Source organism: Atlantibacter sp. RC6 (assembly GCF_014193285.1).
Lineage (GTDB): Bacteria > Pseudomonadota > Gammaproteobacteria > Enterobacterales > Enterobacteriaceae > Atlantibacter.
In genome coordinates this window covers 201,905-217,685 of record NZ_JACHZE010000001.1, presented here as the reverse complement: position 1 = coordinate 217,685, position 15,781 = coordinate 201,905, and the positions used below count along the sequence as shown (strand labels likewise).

The 15,781-nt window shown below is 48.2% G+C and carries 14 protein-coding genes and 1 other RNA gene; 12 read left to right on the top strand and 3 right to left on the bottom strand.

What is annotated here, in order from left to right; genetic code table 11:
• Positions 1-203: 203 nt before the first annotated feature.
• The 12 genes from ppsA to FHW74_RS00955 all read left to right on the top strand — a co-directional run bounded on the left by ppsA (position 204) and on the right by FHW74_RS00955 (position 13,434).
• Positions 204-2,582, top strand: coding sequence for a phosphoenolpyruvate synthase (ppsA, locus tag FHW74_RS01010; RefSeq protein WP_183168734.1), 2,379 nt, complete (start codon positions 204-206; stop codon positions 2,580-2,582).
• A gap of 265 nt (positions 2,583-2,847) precedes the next feature.
• A protein-coding gene (locus tag FHW74_RS01005; protein ID WP_183168733.1) for an IS1 family transposase occupies positions 2,848-3,542 on the top strand; the annotation gives its coding sequence in 2 pieces (ribosomal slippage) (positions 2,848-3,094 and positions 3,094-3,542; 696 coding nt in all).
• Between the two features lie 409 nt (positions 3,543-3,951).
• A complete protein-coding gene (locus tag FHW74_RS01000; RefSeq protein ID WP_183168732.1) occupies positions 3,952-4,884 on the top strand; it encodes a fimbrial protein in 933 nt (310 codons plus the stop codon).
• A 593-nt stretch (positions 4,885-5,477) separates the two neighbouring features.
• Complete coding sequence (locus tag FHW74_RS00995) at positions 5,478-6,011, top strand: fimbrial protein (RefSeq protein ID WP_183168731.1); 534 nt, start codon at positions 5,478-5,480, stop codon at positions 6,009-6,011.
• A 107-nt stretch (positions 6,012-6,118) separates the two neighbouring features.
• Positions 6,119-6,670, top strand: a complete 552-nt coding sequence (locus FHW74_RS00990; protein ID WP_183168730.1) for a fimbrial protein — start codon at positions 6,119-6,121, stop codon at positions 6,668-6,670.
• A gap of 8 nt (positions 6,671-6,678) precedes the next feature.
• Positions 6,679-9,210 carry an outer membrane usher protein gene (locus FHW74_RS00985; RefSeq protein WP_183168729.1) on the top strand — a complete coding sequence of 844 codons (2,532 nt, stop codon included), beginning with the start codon at positions 6,679-6,681 and terminating at the stop codon, positions 9,208-9,210.
• A gap of 103 nt (positions 9,211-9,313) precedes the next feature.
• On the top strand, positions 9,314-10,063 hold the full coding sequence (locus tag FHW74_RS00980) for a fimbria/pilus periplasmic chaperone (RefSeq protein WP_183168728.1): 750 nt from the start codon (positions 9,314-9,316) through the stop codon (positions 10,061-10,063).
• Positions 10,064-10,123: 60 nt separating this feature from the next.
• Positions 10,124-10,726: a fimbrial protein gene (locus FHW74_RS00975; protein ID WP_183168727.1), complete on the top strand. Its 603-nt coding sequence runs from the start codon at positions 10,124-10,126 to the stop codon at positions 10,724-10,726.
• On the top strand, positions 10,719-11,303 hold the full coding sequence (locus tag FHW74_RS00970; protein WP_255459833.1) for a fimbrial protein: 585 nt from the start codon (positions 10,719-10,721) through the stop codon (positions 11,301-11,303). Before FHW74_RS00975 ends, FHW74_RS00970 begins: the two co-directional genes overlap by 8 nt.
• Positions 11,304-11,312: 9 nt before the next feature.
• Positions 11,313-11,828 (top strand): fimbrial protein, encoded by a 516-nt coding sequence (locus FHW74_RS00965; protein ID WP_255459832.1) that lies wholly within the window; start codon positions 11,313-11,315, stop codon positions 11,826-11,828.
• 9 nt (positions 11,829-11,837) lie between these two features.
• A complete protein-coding gene (locus FHW74_RS00960) occupies positions 11,838-12,368 on the top strand; it encodes a fimbrial protein (RefSeq protein WP_183168726.1) in 531 nt (176 codons plus the stop codon).
• Positions 12,369-12,459: 91 nt separating this feature from the next.
• Positions 12,460-13,434, top strand: coding sequence for a fimbrial protein (locus FHW74_RS00955; protein WP_183168725.1), 975 nt, complete (start codon positions 12,460-12,462; stop codon positions 13,432-13,434).
• An 84-nt stretch (positions 13,435-13,518) separates the two neighbouring features.
• Here the strand turns inward: FHW74_RS00955 and FHW74_RS00950 are convergent, their stop codons facing one another.
• The 3 genes from FHW74_RS00950 to ydiK all read right to left on the bottom strand — a co-directional run bounded on the left by FHW74_RS00950 (position 13,519) and on the right by ydiK (position 15,773).
• Positions 13,519-14,193: a helix-turn-helix domain-containing protein gene (locus FHW74_RS00950; RefSeq protein WP_183168724.1), complete on the bottom strand. Its 675-nt coding sequence runs from the start codon at positions 14,191-14,193 to the stop codon at positions 13,519-13,521.
• Between the two features lie 171 nt (positions 14,194-14,364).
• Positions 14,365-14,472, bottom strand: an RNA gene (rprA, locus tag FHW74_RS00945) — antisense sRNA RprA.
• A 185-nt stretch (positions 14,473-14,657) separates the two neighbouring features.
• On the bottom strand, positions 14,658-15,773 hold the full coding sequence (gene ydiK, locus FHW74_RS00940) for an AI-2E family transporter YdiK (RefSeq protein ID WP_183168723.1): 1,116 nt from the start codon (positions 15,771-15,773) through the stop codon (positions 14,658-14,660).
• Positions 15,774-15,781 lie beyond the last annotated feature (8 nt).

The window sequence follows — 15,781 nt, the reverse complement described above, 5'->3', positions numbered from 1 at the left end:
GATATTTCCTTTTAAACCATGGGTATATTAATGACTTGTTTCTAATCAATAGGTTATATTTTTGAGCATTTGCACGTTGCAGTGAACATTTTTTATTTTGCTTGAACGATTCACCGTTTTTCCCGACCGGCTAAATATGCCAGGCTTAATGCGTCGTCAGATATTTATTTACCCCTATCAAATATCACAAAAGGATTGTTTCGATGTCCAACAATGGCTCGTCACCGCTAGTGCTTTGGTACAACCAACTCGGCATGAATGATGTAGACAGAGTTGGGGGCAAAAATGCCTCCCTGGGTGAAATGATTACTAACCTGTCCGGCGTGGGTGTTTCCGTGCCCAACGGGTTTGCTACTACCGCTGATGCGTTTAATCAGTTCCTCGACCAAAGCGGCGTTAACCAGCGCATTTATGAGCTGCTCGATAAAACCGACATCGATGATGTGTCTGAACTGGCGAAAGCCGGTGCGCAGATCCGTCAGTGGGTGATCGACACCCCATTCCAGCCTGAGCTTGAGCAGGCGATTTGTGATGCCTATAACCAGCTCTCCGCTGATGATGCCGACGCCTCCTTCGCGGTGCGCTCCTCCGCCACGGCGGAAGACATGCCGGATGCGTCGTTCGCCGGCCAGCAGGAAACCTTCCTGAACGTGCAGGGCATTGATGCGGTGATGGTCGCGGTGAAGCACGTGTTCGCCTCGCTGTTTAACGACCGCGCCATTTCCTATCGCGTGCACCAGGGTTACGACCACCGCGGCGTGGCGCTCTCAGCAGGCGTACAGCGCATGGTGCGTTCCGACCTTGCCGCGTCAGGTGTGCTGTTCTCTATCGATACCGAGTCCGGCTTCGATCAGGTGGTGTTTATCACCGGCGCGTGGGGGCTTGGCGAGATGGTGGTGCAGGGCGCGGTGAACCCGGATGAATTCTATGTTCACAAGCCGACCCTCGAAGCGGGCCGCCCGGCGATTGTGCGCCGTACCATGGGCTCGAAGAAAATCCGCATGACCTATGCTGCGACCCAGGAACATGGCAAGCAGGTACAAATCGAAGACGTGCCGCAGGAACAGCGCGACCGCTTCTGTATCACCAATGATGAGGTGCAGGAGCTGGCGAAGCAGGCGGTGCTGATTGAGAAACACTATGGCCGCCCGATGGATATCGAATGGGCCAAAGACGGCCACACCGGCAAGCTGTTTATTGTTCAGGCGCGTCCGGAAACCGTGCGTTCCCGCGGCCAGGTGATGGAGCGCTATACCCTTAACGCCCACGGCAATATCATCGCTGAAGGCCGCGCCATCGGCCACCGCATCGGCTCCGGCGCGGTAAAAGTGATCCATGACATCAGTGAGATGAACCGCATCCAGCCAGGCGATGTGCTGGTCACTGACATGACCGACCCGGACTGGGAGCCGATCATGAAAAAAGCGGCGGCCATCGTGACCAACCGTGGCGGGCGTACCTGCCATGCGGCGATTATCGCCCGTGAGCTGGGTATTCCGGCGGTGGTCGGTTGCGGCGACGCCACCGAACGCATGAAAGACGACCAGAATGTCACCGTCTCCTGCGCCGAAGGGGATACCGGCTACGTTTACGCTGAGTTGCTCGACTTCAGCGTGAAAAGCTCCAGCGTCGACACCATGCCGGATTTGCCGCTCAAGGTCATGATGAACGTCGGCAACCCGGACCGCGCGTTTGACTTCGCCTGCCTGCCGAACGAAGGCGTTGGCCTGGCGCGTCTGGAATTCATTATCAACCGGATGATCGGGGTGCACCCGCGCGCGCTGCTGGAGTTTGATCAGCAAGAGCCCGCGCTGCAAAAAGAGATCAAGGAGATGATGAAGGGCTACGACTCGCCGGTGGAATTTTACATTGGTCGCCTGACCGAAGGCATCGCCACCCTGGGCGCGGCGTTTTACCCGAAACGCGTGATTGTGCGCATGTCCGATTTCAAATCCAACGAATACGCCAACCTGGTGGGCGGCGAGCGCTACGAACCGCATGAAGAGAACCCGATGCTGGGCTTCCGTGGTGCCGGACGCTACGTTTCTGACAGCTTCCGCGACTGCTTCGCGCTGGAGTGTGAGGCCGTTAAGCGCGTGCGTAACGAGATGGGCCTCACCAACGTAGAAGTGATGGTGCCGTTTGTGCGTACTGTCGATCAGGCTAAAGCGGTGGTGGAAGAGCTGGAACGTCAGGGTCTGAAGCGCGGCGAGAACGGGCTGAAAGTCATCATGATGTGCGAAATCCCGTCTAACGCCCTGCTGGCGGAGCAGTTCCTCGAATACTTCGACGGCTTCTCCATCGGCTCCAACGATATGACGCAGCTGGCGCTCGGCCTGGATCGCGATTCCGGCGTGGTGTCTGAACTGTTCGACGAACGTAACGACGCGGTGAAAGCGCTGCTCTCCATGGCGATCCGCGCCGCGAAGAAACAGGGCAAATACGTGGGGATTTGTGGTCAGGGCCCGTCCGACCATGAAGACTTTGCCGCGTGGCTGATGGAGGAGGGGATTGATAGTTTATCCCTGAACCCGGATACCGTGGTGCAGACCTGGCTCAGCCTGGCGGAATTAAAGAAATAATCCGCGATAAGCGGTAAAACCTGGTAAGTGAACGATTTGTAATAACATAGTGTTAATTGCAGGTCGTTCACTTTTTTACTTCTGGATCAAGAGGGCACTGCCGATAAAGGCGCGAGGCAGATAAGCAAAAGCAATGCTAACGTTATGGGTCATTACCATGACTCGTGTAGTATCGGTTATTCATCGCGGGAACCTGGAATGCAAAATGGGTGATGTATCCAATTGGTTGAATTCGATATATAATCTTCCTTTTTGAGGTTCCTTCATGGTCAGCGTTAACATTCATTGTCCCCGTTGTCAGTCCGTTCAGGTTTACCGTCACGGGCAAAACCCAAAAGGGAATGACCGATTCCGCTGCCGTGACTGTCACCGCGTGTTTCAGCTCACTTACTCTTATGAGGCCCGTAAACCGGGCGTTAAAGACCAAATCACCGAAATGGCTTTCAACGGCGCAGGGGTTCGCGATACCGCCCGAACGCTAAAAATCGGTATTAATACCGTTATCCGGACTTTAAAAAACTCTCGCCACGACGAATAACGTCATCCCCGGTCGCTCATGCTGATGTGGCGCTTATCTGCGAACTCGACGAGCAATGGAGCTTTGTCGGTAGTAAAGCCCGGCAACACTGGCTCTGGTACGCATACAACACGAAAACCGGCGGCGTACTGGCCTACACTTTTGGCCCCCGGACCGATGAAACCTGTCGTGAATTACTGGCTCTGCTTACCCCTTTTACCATCGGTATGTTGACCACTGACGAATGGGGCAGCTACGCCAGAGAGCTACCGAAAGAGAAGCATCTGACCGGCAAGATTTTTACTCAGCGCATCGAACGCAACAATCTGACTCTGAGAACCCGGCTCAAACGTCTGGCTCGCAGAACTATCTGTTTCTCACGCTCTGTAGAGCTGCATGAAAAAGTCATTGGTGCTTTTATCGAAAAATACATGTTCTACTAATTGGAATCATCACCGCAAAATGTAACTCTCTTTGCCAAAATAATAATAAATATTACGTAATGCAGACTGAATTTTTGATAAAGAATAGCTGAATATATATATTATTCTCAGCAACAAATTGTGTCCTGAAAAGGTAATGATTTCAACTCGAATTTATGAATTTTCTGCACTGCTTTTGTTGTCAATAATGTCTAATAAGTCATTAATTATCAATGAAATACCCAGTATGAGTCTGATAATGGAACGCGTTGTTTTGCATTGCGTCCGCTAGTATTGTATCTTCCACTGCCCGGAGACGCCACAAAATCTCAGGCGAAACTAACAGGTTTGAAAGTCAGGTTATCGACAATATTATTGTAATGGCGATTCTCGGCAAGGAACGCATATACAATTTAACAGAGAAAAATAAATGCTCACTATCTGTAAAAATTTATTAAAATGTATCATGCCATTAATAATCTTTTTGTCGATTATTGTGTTTTTATTATTTATCAGCGGTGCTGCAAAAGCTACTGTTACAGGAGTATATGGTTTCGCTGGTGCTGACGGTTATTATGATTGCTCGGGACGCGCAGCGGTCGCTTATGTCCCCGGCCCTACGACATTGTTTGGGCCATTATGCCAGATTAAATATAACTTATATGTACCGCATTCAGGCTACTATAAAGTGAAAGTTGATGTGTTCTACTACTACAGTAATTCCTTTCTGACTTCAGGGACATCCGGACGTGTTTATTTTGACGGTTCTAAATCTCTGGCGGAGCAAAACGTCGATGTAAGCGGTCCTGCCCAGCACTTGTCTTTATCTGATGATGACGTCGTAATATGCAGGAGATTTATTGATGACGATGGCAATATTTATGATCCTGATTCTGAAAGCGCGTTCACAGGTGTTTGTGGGCATTATCCTCAGTTATCGCCACAACCTGTGGTTCCTGATACTTCATGCATTATCAATTATGGTAATACGTTAACGGTTTCATTAGGTATCATCGAACGCGCAGAGCTTCCTACCATTTCGGATACGACAACGGCCCAGAAAGTGCAAATCCCTGTAGAGTGCACCGGCGGCGACGTCACGGTATCGATGAAGCTTAACTATAATCCCATGACAATGGGCAGCAGCCAGGCAGTGCAAACCACGGCGAATGGGGTGGGTGTGACTATCAGTTATAACAACACGCCCATCTCTACCACTGATACCACGACCCTGACATTTTTAGAGGGGCTAAACACCCTGGATTTAGATTTTCAAGCGGTAAGGGACTCAGAGGTCAATGTAGCCGATGTGCCAACCGGCGGATTTTCCGCCAGCGCGGCGATAGTGATGACGCAGCAGTAAAACCTGGCAGTGCGAAGTCCGTTCAGTATTAATAACTAGTGAAGCCTGTGTGGTGAACAATCCTCAATAACGCGAGAACGCGTTAATTGTGGGGTGTTCACCACATTTTTTTGTCATGCTAACCCGACAACATCCAGTCTTCACAGAAAGTCAAAAACCTGGCGGCAGACAATAATTAAATGTTGATAAAAAAGCTATTAAGCAGAATTGTAAATGTATAAAAATAGTACAATAAAATTATTCTGAAGCAGAGTTGCCATTAAGAATTTATTTATAACGTAATATATTTATCGTGTTTATTATTTCGAAGCAAGCTGCTGAAGTGAGTTTTTAATAATTTATTGCCGCTATAGACTGTTGTGCCAATTTCAATTGATTTCAGTAGGTTACCTGATGTGAGTCTGATATTGGAATGCTTTTTTTTGCTTTATAAAGCCAGTTTTTATATCTTCACTTCGCTTCATTCTTAGAGGTTAATATCACCTTTCAATTCTTCCTACGCGCTATGGGTGCCAGGATGTTGGAGGACTGCCCAACGCAGTGGGTGGTATTTATTATTTTTGCTTAAACGTTGATAAAGAGAGTTAAAATTTATGGATATCAAGAAAATTGCTATTGTGGTTGCTATGGCTGCAGGTTCTCTGATGGCGAATGCCCATGCAAAAGACCAGGGACACGGTACCGTCAAATTTGAAGGTTCGATTGTAGATGCCCCATGCTCTATTTCTGAAGATACTAATGATCAAACAGTAGATCTGGGTGAAGTTTCTAATGTGGCGCTTAAAAATGGCGGAAGCTCTGTTCCTACTCCTTTTTATGTAAAACTTGAACAGTGCGATACCAGTGCCCTGACTAATAAAACAGTAACCACTACCTTTACTGGCGCTGCATCTGCAGGCAACCCGGATCTGTTAGGCATCACTGGTACTGCGAAAGGCGCATCTATCGCTATTACTGATGGTTCCGGTACTGTAGTTAAGCTGGGTACTGCGACAGCAGCGCAAGTTTTAGCAGATGGTGAAAATACCCTGGCGTTCTCTGCTTATCTGCAGGGTGACAACTCCACTGCGCCGATCGTCCCGGGTTCATTCACTTCAATTGCGAACTTCACTCTGGCTTATCAGTAATATAGCCGCGCCAAACGTATTTAACGTTTAATTAATTCCGTCGCGCTGAAGATTATAAATAGTCATCGGCGCGGCGTTTAATAACTGTCGCAATGACCGGAGATTATATGTCTGTGATTTTCGATCTAAAGGGAAGAGTGCTTCCCTGCATGCCGATATTGTCCTTTTTCTTTATTCTACCTGTTTACGCAGTAAACTCATATCAAGGGCAAGTCAATATGCAAGGCAGTATTCTTGATACCGCTTGTGCGATTGCTACGACAGATCTTGCACAGACTATCGAAATGGGCCTGACGACCGTCGGTGAAGTTGTTCATCATGGTGGGGGGGAAAAGCATTCCTTTTCTTTTCATTTTATAAACTGTGACTTAGCCTTGAATTTTCCCAAGTCTGATAGTTCAAATTCATCACGGTTCCAAACCATGTTTGATGGGCCGGCAGCCGGGGATCTCTTTCGCATTAGTGGTGCTTCTGGTGTTGGGCTGGAAATAACTGATAAAGCAGGGAACATTGTGCAACCCGGAAAGGTTATTACAATAACGTCTGAAGAATATGCAAATCAGCGTATGGATTTTAACTTGCGTCTTGTAAGTAATCACGACGCGCTCAGGGTCGGCGAGTATCACGCCGTATTGCGTTATAAAGTCGATTATTTCTGAATCTGAAGATGGACAACGTGAATAATAATAAATTCGCTTTAGAGCAGGGGCGCTCGGTTTCTTTGTTTAATTATACACTGCATCCTGTGGCGATTGGTGTATTGCTTGCTTTTGCTGCAATGCGTTTTGCGCATGCTGACGACAATGTTGAGTTTAATACCGATGTACTGGACGTAAAAGAACGTGCGAAAGTCGACTTAAGCCAGTTTTCCCGCGCCGGGTATTTAATGCCGGGACAGTATCAACTCACCCTGCATATTAATAAAGCGGAAATACCGGATCGGATGGTCGAATTTATTGCACCAGATAACGATCCCAAAGGCAGCGATCCTTGTTTGACTCCAGAAATGGTAAAGCAGTTTGGTCTTAAAAACTCTGCGTTTGAGAAAGCCACCTGGTGGCACAATGGTCAGTGTCTTGATATAGCTTCGCTAAGCGGCGTTACAGCGAAAGCGGATTTAGGAAATAGTTCGCTTTATATCAACGTTCCTCAAGCGTACATGGAATACACCTCAGAAAACTGGGATCCGCCCTCTCGTTGGGATAATGGGATACCAGGATTGCTGTTTGATTATAACGTCAATGGCATGGTAGCGAACCATGAGGATTCACGGACTAATACTGTCAGCGGTAACGGTACCACAGGCTTTAACGCCGGGCCGTGGCGTTTACGGGCTGACTGGCAGGCGCAGTATCAGCATAATTCTGGCGATTACAGTAGTGACCGGAAAAACTGGGACTGGAGCCGGATTTATGCCTACCGGGCAATTACTTCCCTGCGTTCCAAACTTGTTGTGGGTGAAAACTATCTCAGTTCCGCAATGTTTGATAGCTTCCGCTTTGCCGGTGCCAGCCTGGCGAGTGATGACTCCCAGCTTCCGCCAAACCTGCGCGGTTATGCGCCAGAAGTGGTGGGGGTGGCGAAAACCAACGCCAAAGTGACTGTTAGCCAACAGGGACGCGTATTGTATGAAACCACTGTCGCCTCCGGTCCGTTTCGTATTCAGGATCTTAACTCGGCAGTATCAGGCAAACTGGACGTAAAGGTTGAAGAGCAGGATGGTACCACCCAGACCTTTCAGGTGGATACCGCCAATATTCCTTATTTGACTCGCCCAGGCCAGGTGCGTTTCAAAATGGCCTTGGGTAAACCCTCTGACTATGACCATCACTCTGAAGGCCCGAATTTTGCTACGGCAGAGGCTTCATGGGGTGTGAATAGCGGCTGGTCGCTTTACGGCGGGCTGCTGCTGGCGGGGGATTATAACGCCTTATCCATTGGTATTGGTCGTGACCTGCTTATGCTGGGTGCGCTGTCGCTGGATGTGACACAGTCTCGGGCGGAAATGCCCGATCGTGACACCCAAAGCGGTAAATCATACCGCGTAAGCTATTCGAAGCGTTTTGATGAACTTGACAGCCAGGTGACCTTCGCAGGTTATCGCTTCGCTGAGCGCAACTTTATGAGCATGACCCAGTATCTCGATCGCCGCTATCACAACGCGGAGGATACCGGCAGCGATAAAGAGTTGTATACCATTACTATGAACAAGCAGTTCCGATCGTTAAATCTATCGGCGTATTTGAATTACAGCCATCAGACATATTGGGATCGCCCGGCGAGTGATACATGGAATCTATCGATATCTAACTTTTTTGATATCGGCAAAATTAAAAATATCAGCCTGAGTTTATCAGCCTATCGGACGCAATACGATGATTCCAGGGATGATGGCGTATACGCGAGTATTTCTATTCCCTGGGGAGAAGGCGGAACCCTCAGTTATAACGGGCAGTACAGCGGTTCGGACAGCAGTAATAGCCTGGGTTATTACCAGCGCCTGGATGAAAACAATAACTATCGGATTAACGCCGGTAGTACGACCGATGGGCGAGGAACCGGCGATGGTTACTTCACTCATGACGGCGATATGGCAAGTGTAACGGCGAATGCCAGCTTTACGGGCAGTAAAAGCAGCGCTGCAGGCATGTCATTGCAGGGCGGTATGACCGCGACTGCACACGGCGTGGCATTACACCGCACCGGGGCAGCAGGCGGGACCCGGATGATGGTCGATACAGCAGGCGTCAGTGGTGTGCCGATCCATGGAAGTGGTGGTGTTAGCAGAACGAATTACTTTGGCAAAGCTGTGGTCGCTGATATCAGTAGTTACTACCGCAGTAGCGTCAGTGTTGATCTCGATAAGCTGCCGGACAATGTTGATGCTACACGTTCTGTTGTTCAGGAAACCCTCACGGAAGGCGCAATTGGCTATCGCACCTTCGGCATTCTTGCAGGAGAAAAAGCGATGGCTATCGTCAAGCTGGCTGATGGCAGCACACCGCCTTTCGGCGCGGAGGTGCGAAATACTGACAATGCGCAGACAGGGATTATTGGCGAAGAAGGCAATGTTTGGCTTTCCGGGATCCGACCGGGGGCAACGATGGACGTCGTCTGGAATGATGGCGTGCAATGCCGGATTAGTTTGCCAAAACCGCTGCCTGAATTAGGTAAGGGGCTATTGCTTCCTTGCCGTTAGGTTTAAAACCCCATGCGTCTGCTAAGAGATCGCATGGGGTCAGGATGAACCCGACAAGGATGCAGCCCCTTAATTGTTTAATTCGTAATGAATGAGAGTACCCATGATTTCTGTACAAAAAACTTTAAAGCTTGCAGCAAGCCTTGTTGCGTTATCAATTTGCGCTCAGCAAGCCCATGCGGCTATTGCTCTGGATCGTACCCGTGTCATTTATGACGGTGCCAAAAACTCCATGAGCGTAACGATTACCAATCAGAACAAAGCGTTACCTTATTTAGCGCAGTCCTGGATTGATGATGTTAACGGTAATAAAATTCAGTCTCCCCTCATGGCGTTGCCTCCCGTTCAACGCGTCGAGCCAGGCGCAAAAGGCCAGGTGAAAATCCAGGTCAGCGGCGCGCAGAGTTTGCCGCAGGATCGGGAGTCATTGTTTTATTTTAACGTTCGTGAAATCCCACCTAAAAGCAATAAACCAAACACACTGCAACTGGCGTTGCAAACGCGCGTGAAGCTGTTTTATCGACCCAAAGGGTTGCAGCTCCCTGAAAATGGTGAAAACGAGATGCAAAAGCAACTGACGCTTGTCCGCGCAGGGGATGGTTATCAATTAACTAACCCAACGCCTTATTTCGTGACAGTTATCACTGCAGGGCCAAGCGAGCAGGGTGATGGAATAAAAGACTTTAAGCCCGTCATGGTGTCACCGAAGAGTAATATCAGTCTGGGTGCCAATGCATCTGCGCTGGGCGCTCATCCGGTACTCACGTTCATCAACGATTTTGGCGGTCGTCCAAAGCTGATTTTTAACTGTAGCGGCAACACCTGTGCTGTTGATCATGTTAAAGCTGGTTAAAGATCGGGTGGTCTGCAAACAGTCTTCCGCAAACCGTTTTGCTGACAAAAGGATTTTGTAGTGAAGAGAAAAATTTTTATCAGATGCAGCAAACTCATGGCGCTGAGCTTGATAACGGGAGCAAGTTTTATGACTTCCGGATATGCCTCAGACGCCGATGGTGTTAGCAGCGATCAGGGTAAAATTGAGGTGCATGGCTACCTGGTAAACGGGACATGTTTATTGAGCATGCGTTCGAAATTTCAGGAGGTTGTCCTGGATAATTCGGCAATCGGCGCGATGAAAAAAGCGGGCGATACCGGTATGCCGACGCGAATAGCTTTCCGTTTGCTGGGTTGTCAGCCTGTTGAGGGATTTCAGCAATCCAAACGAAGTGGAATTAAAGCCTGGAGTGATACGCAGCCAGTCATAACGGTGACTTTTCTGGCGTCGTCCAACCCCGAGGACCCATCTTTAATACAAGTGGATAATCTGTCTGGCATCGGTTTGAGATTAATGGATAGCCAGGGCCAGCAGGTTATCCCTGGAGAACGCGGTAAACCGCAGTTTATAACGACGGGTGGCAATGAATTGAATTATACCGTTATTCCGGTACGCACAAAAGCACCGCTGATAGCGGGTAAATTTCATGCCATCGTTAATTTCGGTATGATTTATGACTAAGAGCATGATGAAGATGAATACTAACATTTTACGCCAGTTCTCCGTCATGTTCACTACCACGCTATTATTGGCACTTTCCGGCGTGTCGTATGCGATGCCGGGTAATCAAGGTGATGTCTCTACCATAAACATTGATATTAACGGCACGATCGTCGCGAATGGCTCCTGTAAATTTAATCAAGGGAGTAGCCTGACGGTTGATTTTGGCGACATCAGGCTAACCGCCAGTGGCACTAATACCGTCACGCTGGATGGCAATTACATTCAACCGATTGTCAGTGATTTCCAATGTTCAGGCGACAGCGCTGGCTTATTGCAAATGCAGCTCAGTAACATTGGCGATAGCTATGAAACCTATAACGGTACCCAAGTTCTGGGCACCCAAACTGATATTGTCGGTATTGAGCTTCTGGTGAATGGTGCGCCTCAAGACATGGGGCAGTGGTTTACGGTCGATCAAAATGATCTCCCCACATTACAGGCACAACTGGTGCAGTTAAGTACCACCAACAGTAAAAACGTGGTGAGCGGCGATACGTTTTCAACGTCAGGCACGTTGAAATTATCATTTAATTAAGGTTCGGCAATGAACGGCAAGAATTTTGCGCTGATGATTTCCGCTATTGGATTATTTATAGCGGTTGGACTGCAACAGGCCTGCGCTTTGCAGACTGGCGATACAATGCTTTTGAGCTTTAAAGGGAAATTTATTATTTCCACACCCTGTACAGTTTCAGATGATGAAGTGAGAAATATTGCCTTTGGCAATATTGGCATCAACGAGGTGAACGGCATCGATAATATGCAGCCTATTCCCTTTACTGTAGATTGCCATGGTGCGCCAGATAATTCACCGTTGGATCTGTATATCGTCGCGGTTACCCCTGCATATGACGATACGGCCATTACCACAACTGCGGAAGGGCTGGCCATTCAAATTCAGGCCAATGGGCAACGGATGAAAATAAATAAGCCGCTGAGTACCACCGTAGGGGATATAAAAACGTTAAGTTTAACTGCGGTACCGGTGAAAGATCCTCTGGTTAGTCTGACGGAACAAACGTTTACGGCTACCGCAACCCTGACCGCGCAATATCAGTGAGAACAAAAAATGCGAAACACGTTATTATCTTGCGCAGCAGGGCTCGCTTTTTACATTGGCGCAGTTATACCAGCCCAGGCATTGGATCATAATTTACAATTTAGCGGCACGCTGGTGAGCGAGCCTTGTACGCTGGATCCGCAAACAACCGATCTTGATGTGAATTTTCAATCGATTGTAAGAGGTAGCTTCTTTTTATACACCCGGACCTCCAGCGTTCCGTTCACAATTAATCTTACGGGCTGCGATGTAACATTAGGAGATAAAGTTACTATTACTTTTGCAGGAACAGAGAGTTCGGCATTACCGGGTTACCTGGCCGTAACAGGTGCGGCGACAGGCGTCGCTATTGGTATGGAAACCCCGGAAGGAACGCCACTGCCATTTAACAAACCGACGCCGGAATATACGTTATCACCAGGAACGAATAGTCTAACTTTACACGCGTTTTTGCAGGGTGAACCGGATGCAATAGCGCAACAGACTATTACATCAGGCGATTTTACGGCAACGGCAACATTTGAGTTGAACTATCCGTAAACCCAAGAACATTAAAATTAGTATTGCTCAAAATAGAGTTGACGGCTGTGCCTAAGTTAGTGGTTTCTAATTTTACAAAGGTTGCCTTAAAATGATAAATACAGGTTTCAGGTCATTGAGAATTCTTTATTTATGTTATAAAAAGATTGCCATGATATGTAGAAAGATCTGTGTATCAGGCTACCAGTCTTGGTTATTTGCATTATTTTTAATGATAGCCTGCACGCAAGCCAATGCGGATATTCTAAATTTTTATTCCTGGACATTTAGCGATTTTCCCGGCGATCACTATTGTCAAAGCTCTTCGATCACAGGTTCCGTTTATTATGAGCATCAAGTTGCCATTACTATCACGCCAAATGCTGGCTGCACTTACGGCTCTTCATTATATCCGCCACATTCCGGAAACTTTAAAGTAAGGGTAAAAGAATTACCTATGGGACAGTATGTTGATTCATCGTATTTTTATTTAGATGCATCAAAGTCCTTTGAGGAACAATCAGTAACAATGAGTGGTGGTAGCCGGACAGTATATGATAGCTCCCGGGATACAATAGCTGTATGTTATTATCTATTGGATGAGAGTGGGGCTACCTATTTGTTAAGTGGAAGAGGGGCTGACGGATGCTCTGGTTCACCCCTTCCTCCGGACCCACCTGATACATCATGCGAAATTAATAACGGCAGCGATTTATCAGTTTCATTAGGTCAATCTGTGCGTTCGGAACTTCCGACTGTACCTGATTCAGGTTCAGCAAAAGCCGTGCAGATTCCGGTGGAGTGTGCCGGCGGTGATGTATCCTTCGCGATGAAACTTAAATATAACAACCCAATAATCATCGGCAGCAGTCAGGCAGTGTCAACCACAACGAATGGAGTAGGTGTGGCGATTATCTATGAAAATGAGCCGATAGCTACCACGGACAGTAAAAATATTACCTTCTTAAAAGGTTCAAACACATTAACATTATATTTCCAGGCGGTACGAGACCCTGGCGTAGAAGTAAAAGATATTGCTACCGGCACCTTTACTGCTAATGCCATACTTGAAATGACGCAACAATAGTTATAATTTCAGAAGAATCAGGATCGGTTTTAAACGATCCTGATTTTTTTATAACTTAAATTTACATCCGTATAGCATGCGAGACTAGTTATTAAAAAGCTGCTCTGGCAGGTGATTTATCTCAACCAGGTACCCGCCTTTCTTTATCACAATATGATTTCCGCGTTGTAACTTCGCTAATATACTCATAATAGTGCTACGGGCAAGGTGGGTGCGGTCAAGAATATAATGGGCTGCAATGGTGTGTTCACGAATCATCGCAGGCTGATTATTCAAATCATTAAGTAAATGACAGATTGTCAAATAGGCGTTTTTAGTATTAATTTGTCTGTCGCGAAGCAGCAATCTCAAAATAGTATAAGACTGAATTTTCGCTATCGTCAGCCACTGTTCAGGATGCTCACTCAGACATTTAAAGAAAGCCTTCTCACTTACCCGAATCGCTTGCGCGGCCACTTCTGCACGGAAATAACCCGGGTTATGGTTAGCGAATATCTCCGCAAGCCCTGCAATGATAGGCGGATAAATATTACTGATGATCGTACCATCATTTTGATAACGCAGAGAATAATACCCGTCAACCAGTAAATAGCAGGCATTTTCTTCTTTTTGCTTCAAATAGATACGCTGGCTTTTAGCAAGCTGAACAGGCTCGCCGTAGGGGATGAGTTTTCCAATCAACTCATTGAGTTCTTGTCCGGGATGACTAAACGTCCCGGAACTATTGGGAAACTCATACGAGTCTGTTTCTCTTTGCAATGGTGGCACCCTAAGTATCATAAGAATAAGCTAATATAAAATAAATATTATTTTATGATAAAAATTATTAACTTAAAATTAGGATTTAGCAACATTCAGAATTAATAAATTTAATTCATTAGATATTTAAGATGTTTTGAAACTTTACAGCGTGGGGCAAACGGGGAGCAGGCAAAAAAAAGCCCTTCGTGGGAGAAGGGCAAAGACTACACACAGCAATTCGTTGTTTCACTCAGGGGATTTCCATGCTTATAAATCAACGCGTTGATTCATAACCGTGATTTGATTGTAGGTAGCCCCACCTCCAGCGTCGATCAGATTCGTCCCAATCGTTAACCAAAGGTAAATTATTTGCGGCACAGGATGTTAAGCGGCAGAAGGCTTAGCGCTAAGCGCGGTTAAAAATAGAGCGGTAAATGATTAGTTATTCTAAAGTGTCGGGCGAATAGCTTCGCCCGGCAGGGTTATTTATCAAGAGGATGGTTCTGCTGTTCCAGCGAATGAATCGCCTCGCTGGTTGACTGCTGCGGGGCAGGCGCTTCCTGCACCCAGACTGAGAACAGCCGCCAGGAAACCGCCAGCAGCACCGGGCCGATAAACAGGCCAATCATGCCAAAAGCGATTAAGCCGCCGATAACGCCAGAGAGAATCAAAATCATCGGCAGGTCCGCACCCATGCGGATCAGCATCGGGCGGATAACGTTATCCATCAGCCCCACCACGCAGCTCCACACCAGCAGCACTGTGCCCCAGGTGGTATCGCCGCTCCAGTACAACCAGATAATTGACGGGATCAACACCAGCAACGGTCCGAGCTGTACCAGGCAGGTGAGCACCATCACCACCGTTAACACAGCGGCATAGGGCACCCCGGTGATGGCAAGGCCTATACCGCCCAACACCGCCTGCACCAGCGCGGTGACCACCACGCCCAACGCCACCGCACGGATCGCCTGGCCCGCCAGCAGTACCGCTGCGTCGCCACGTTTGGCCGCCAGACGAATCGCGAAGTGGCGAATGCCGTAAGCCACCTGCTCGCCGCGCCAGTACAGCAGGGCGCTGAACAGCAGCATCAGCGCGCAGTGCATCACCAGCCGCCCGACGTGCGCCGCCTGGCCGATAAACCAGGTGGTGGTACTGCCGATATAGGGCCGCACTTTCGCCATGACGGCGCTGCCGCCGCTGTCCAGCAGGTTGTGCCAGCCGGAATAGAGCCGGGATCCAATCAGCGGAATGCTGTTCAGCCAGTTCAGTTCCGGCATGCCGGTCTGGCCTTTTGATACCCAGTCAATCAGCGGACCGCTGTTGTCCACCAGGCTGTTGACCAGCAGGGCGATAGGGATCACGAACAGCAGGATCAGCAGCAGCGTCATCACCAGCACCGCCAGCGAGCGGCGTCCCCATAAAATTCGTTGCAGGCGGATCAGTACCGGCCAGGTGGCGATCACTACCGTGCCGGCCCAGGCAAAGCCCAGAATGAACGGTTGAACAATCCACAGACAGGCAATGATCATGATCGATAAAAACAGCACGGACAGCAGCGTTTGCGGCACGTCCATGGGTTGACGAGAATTAATCATAATGACCT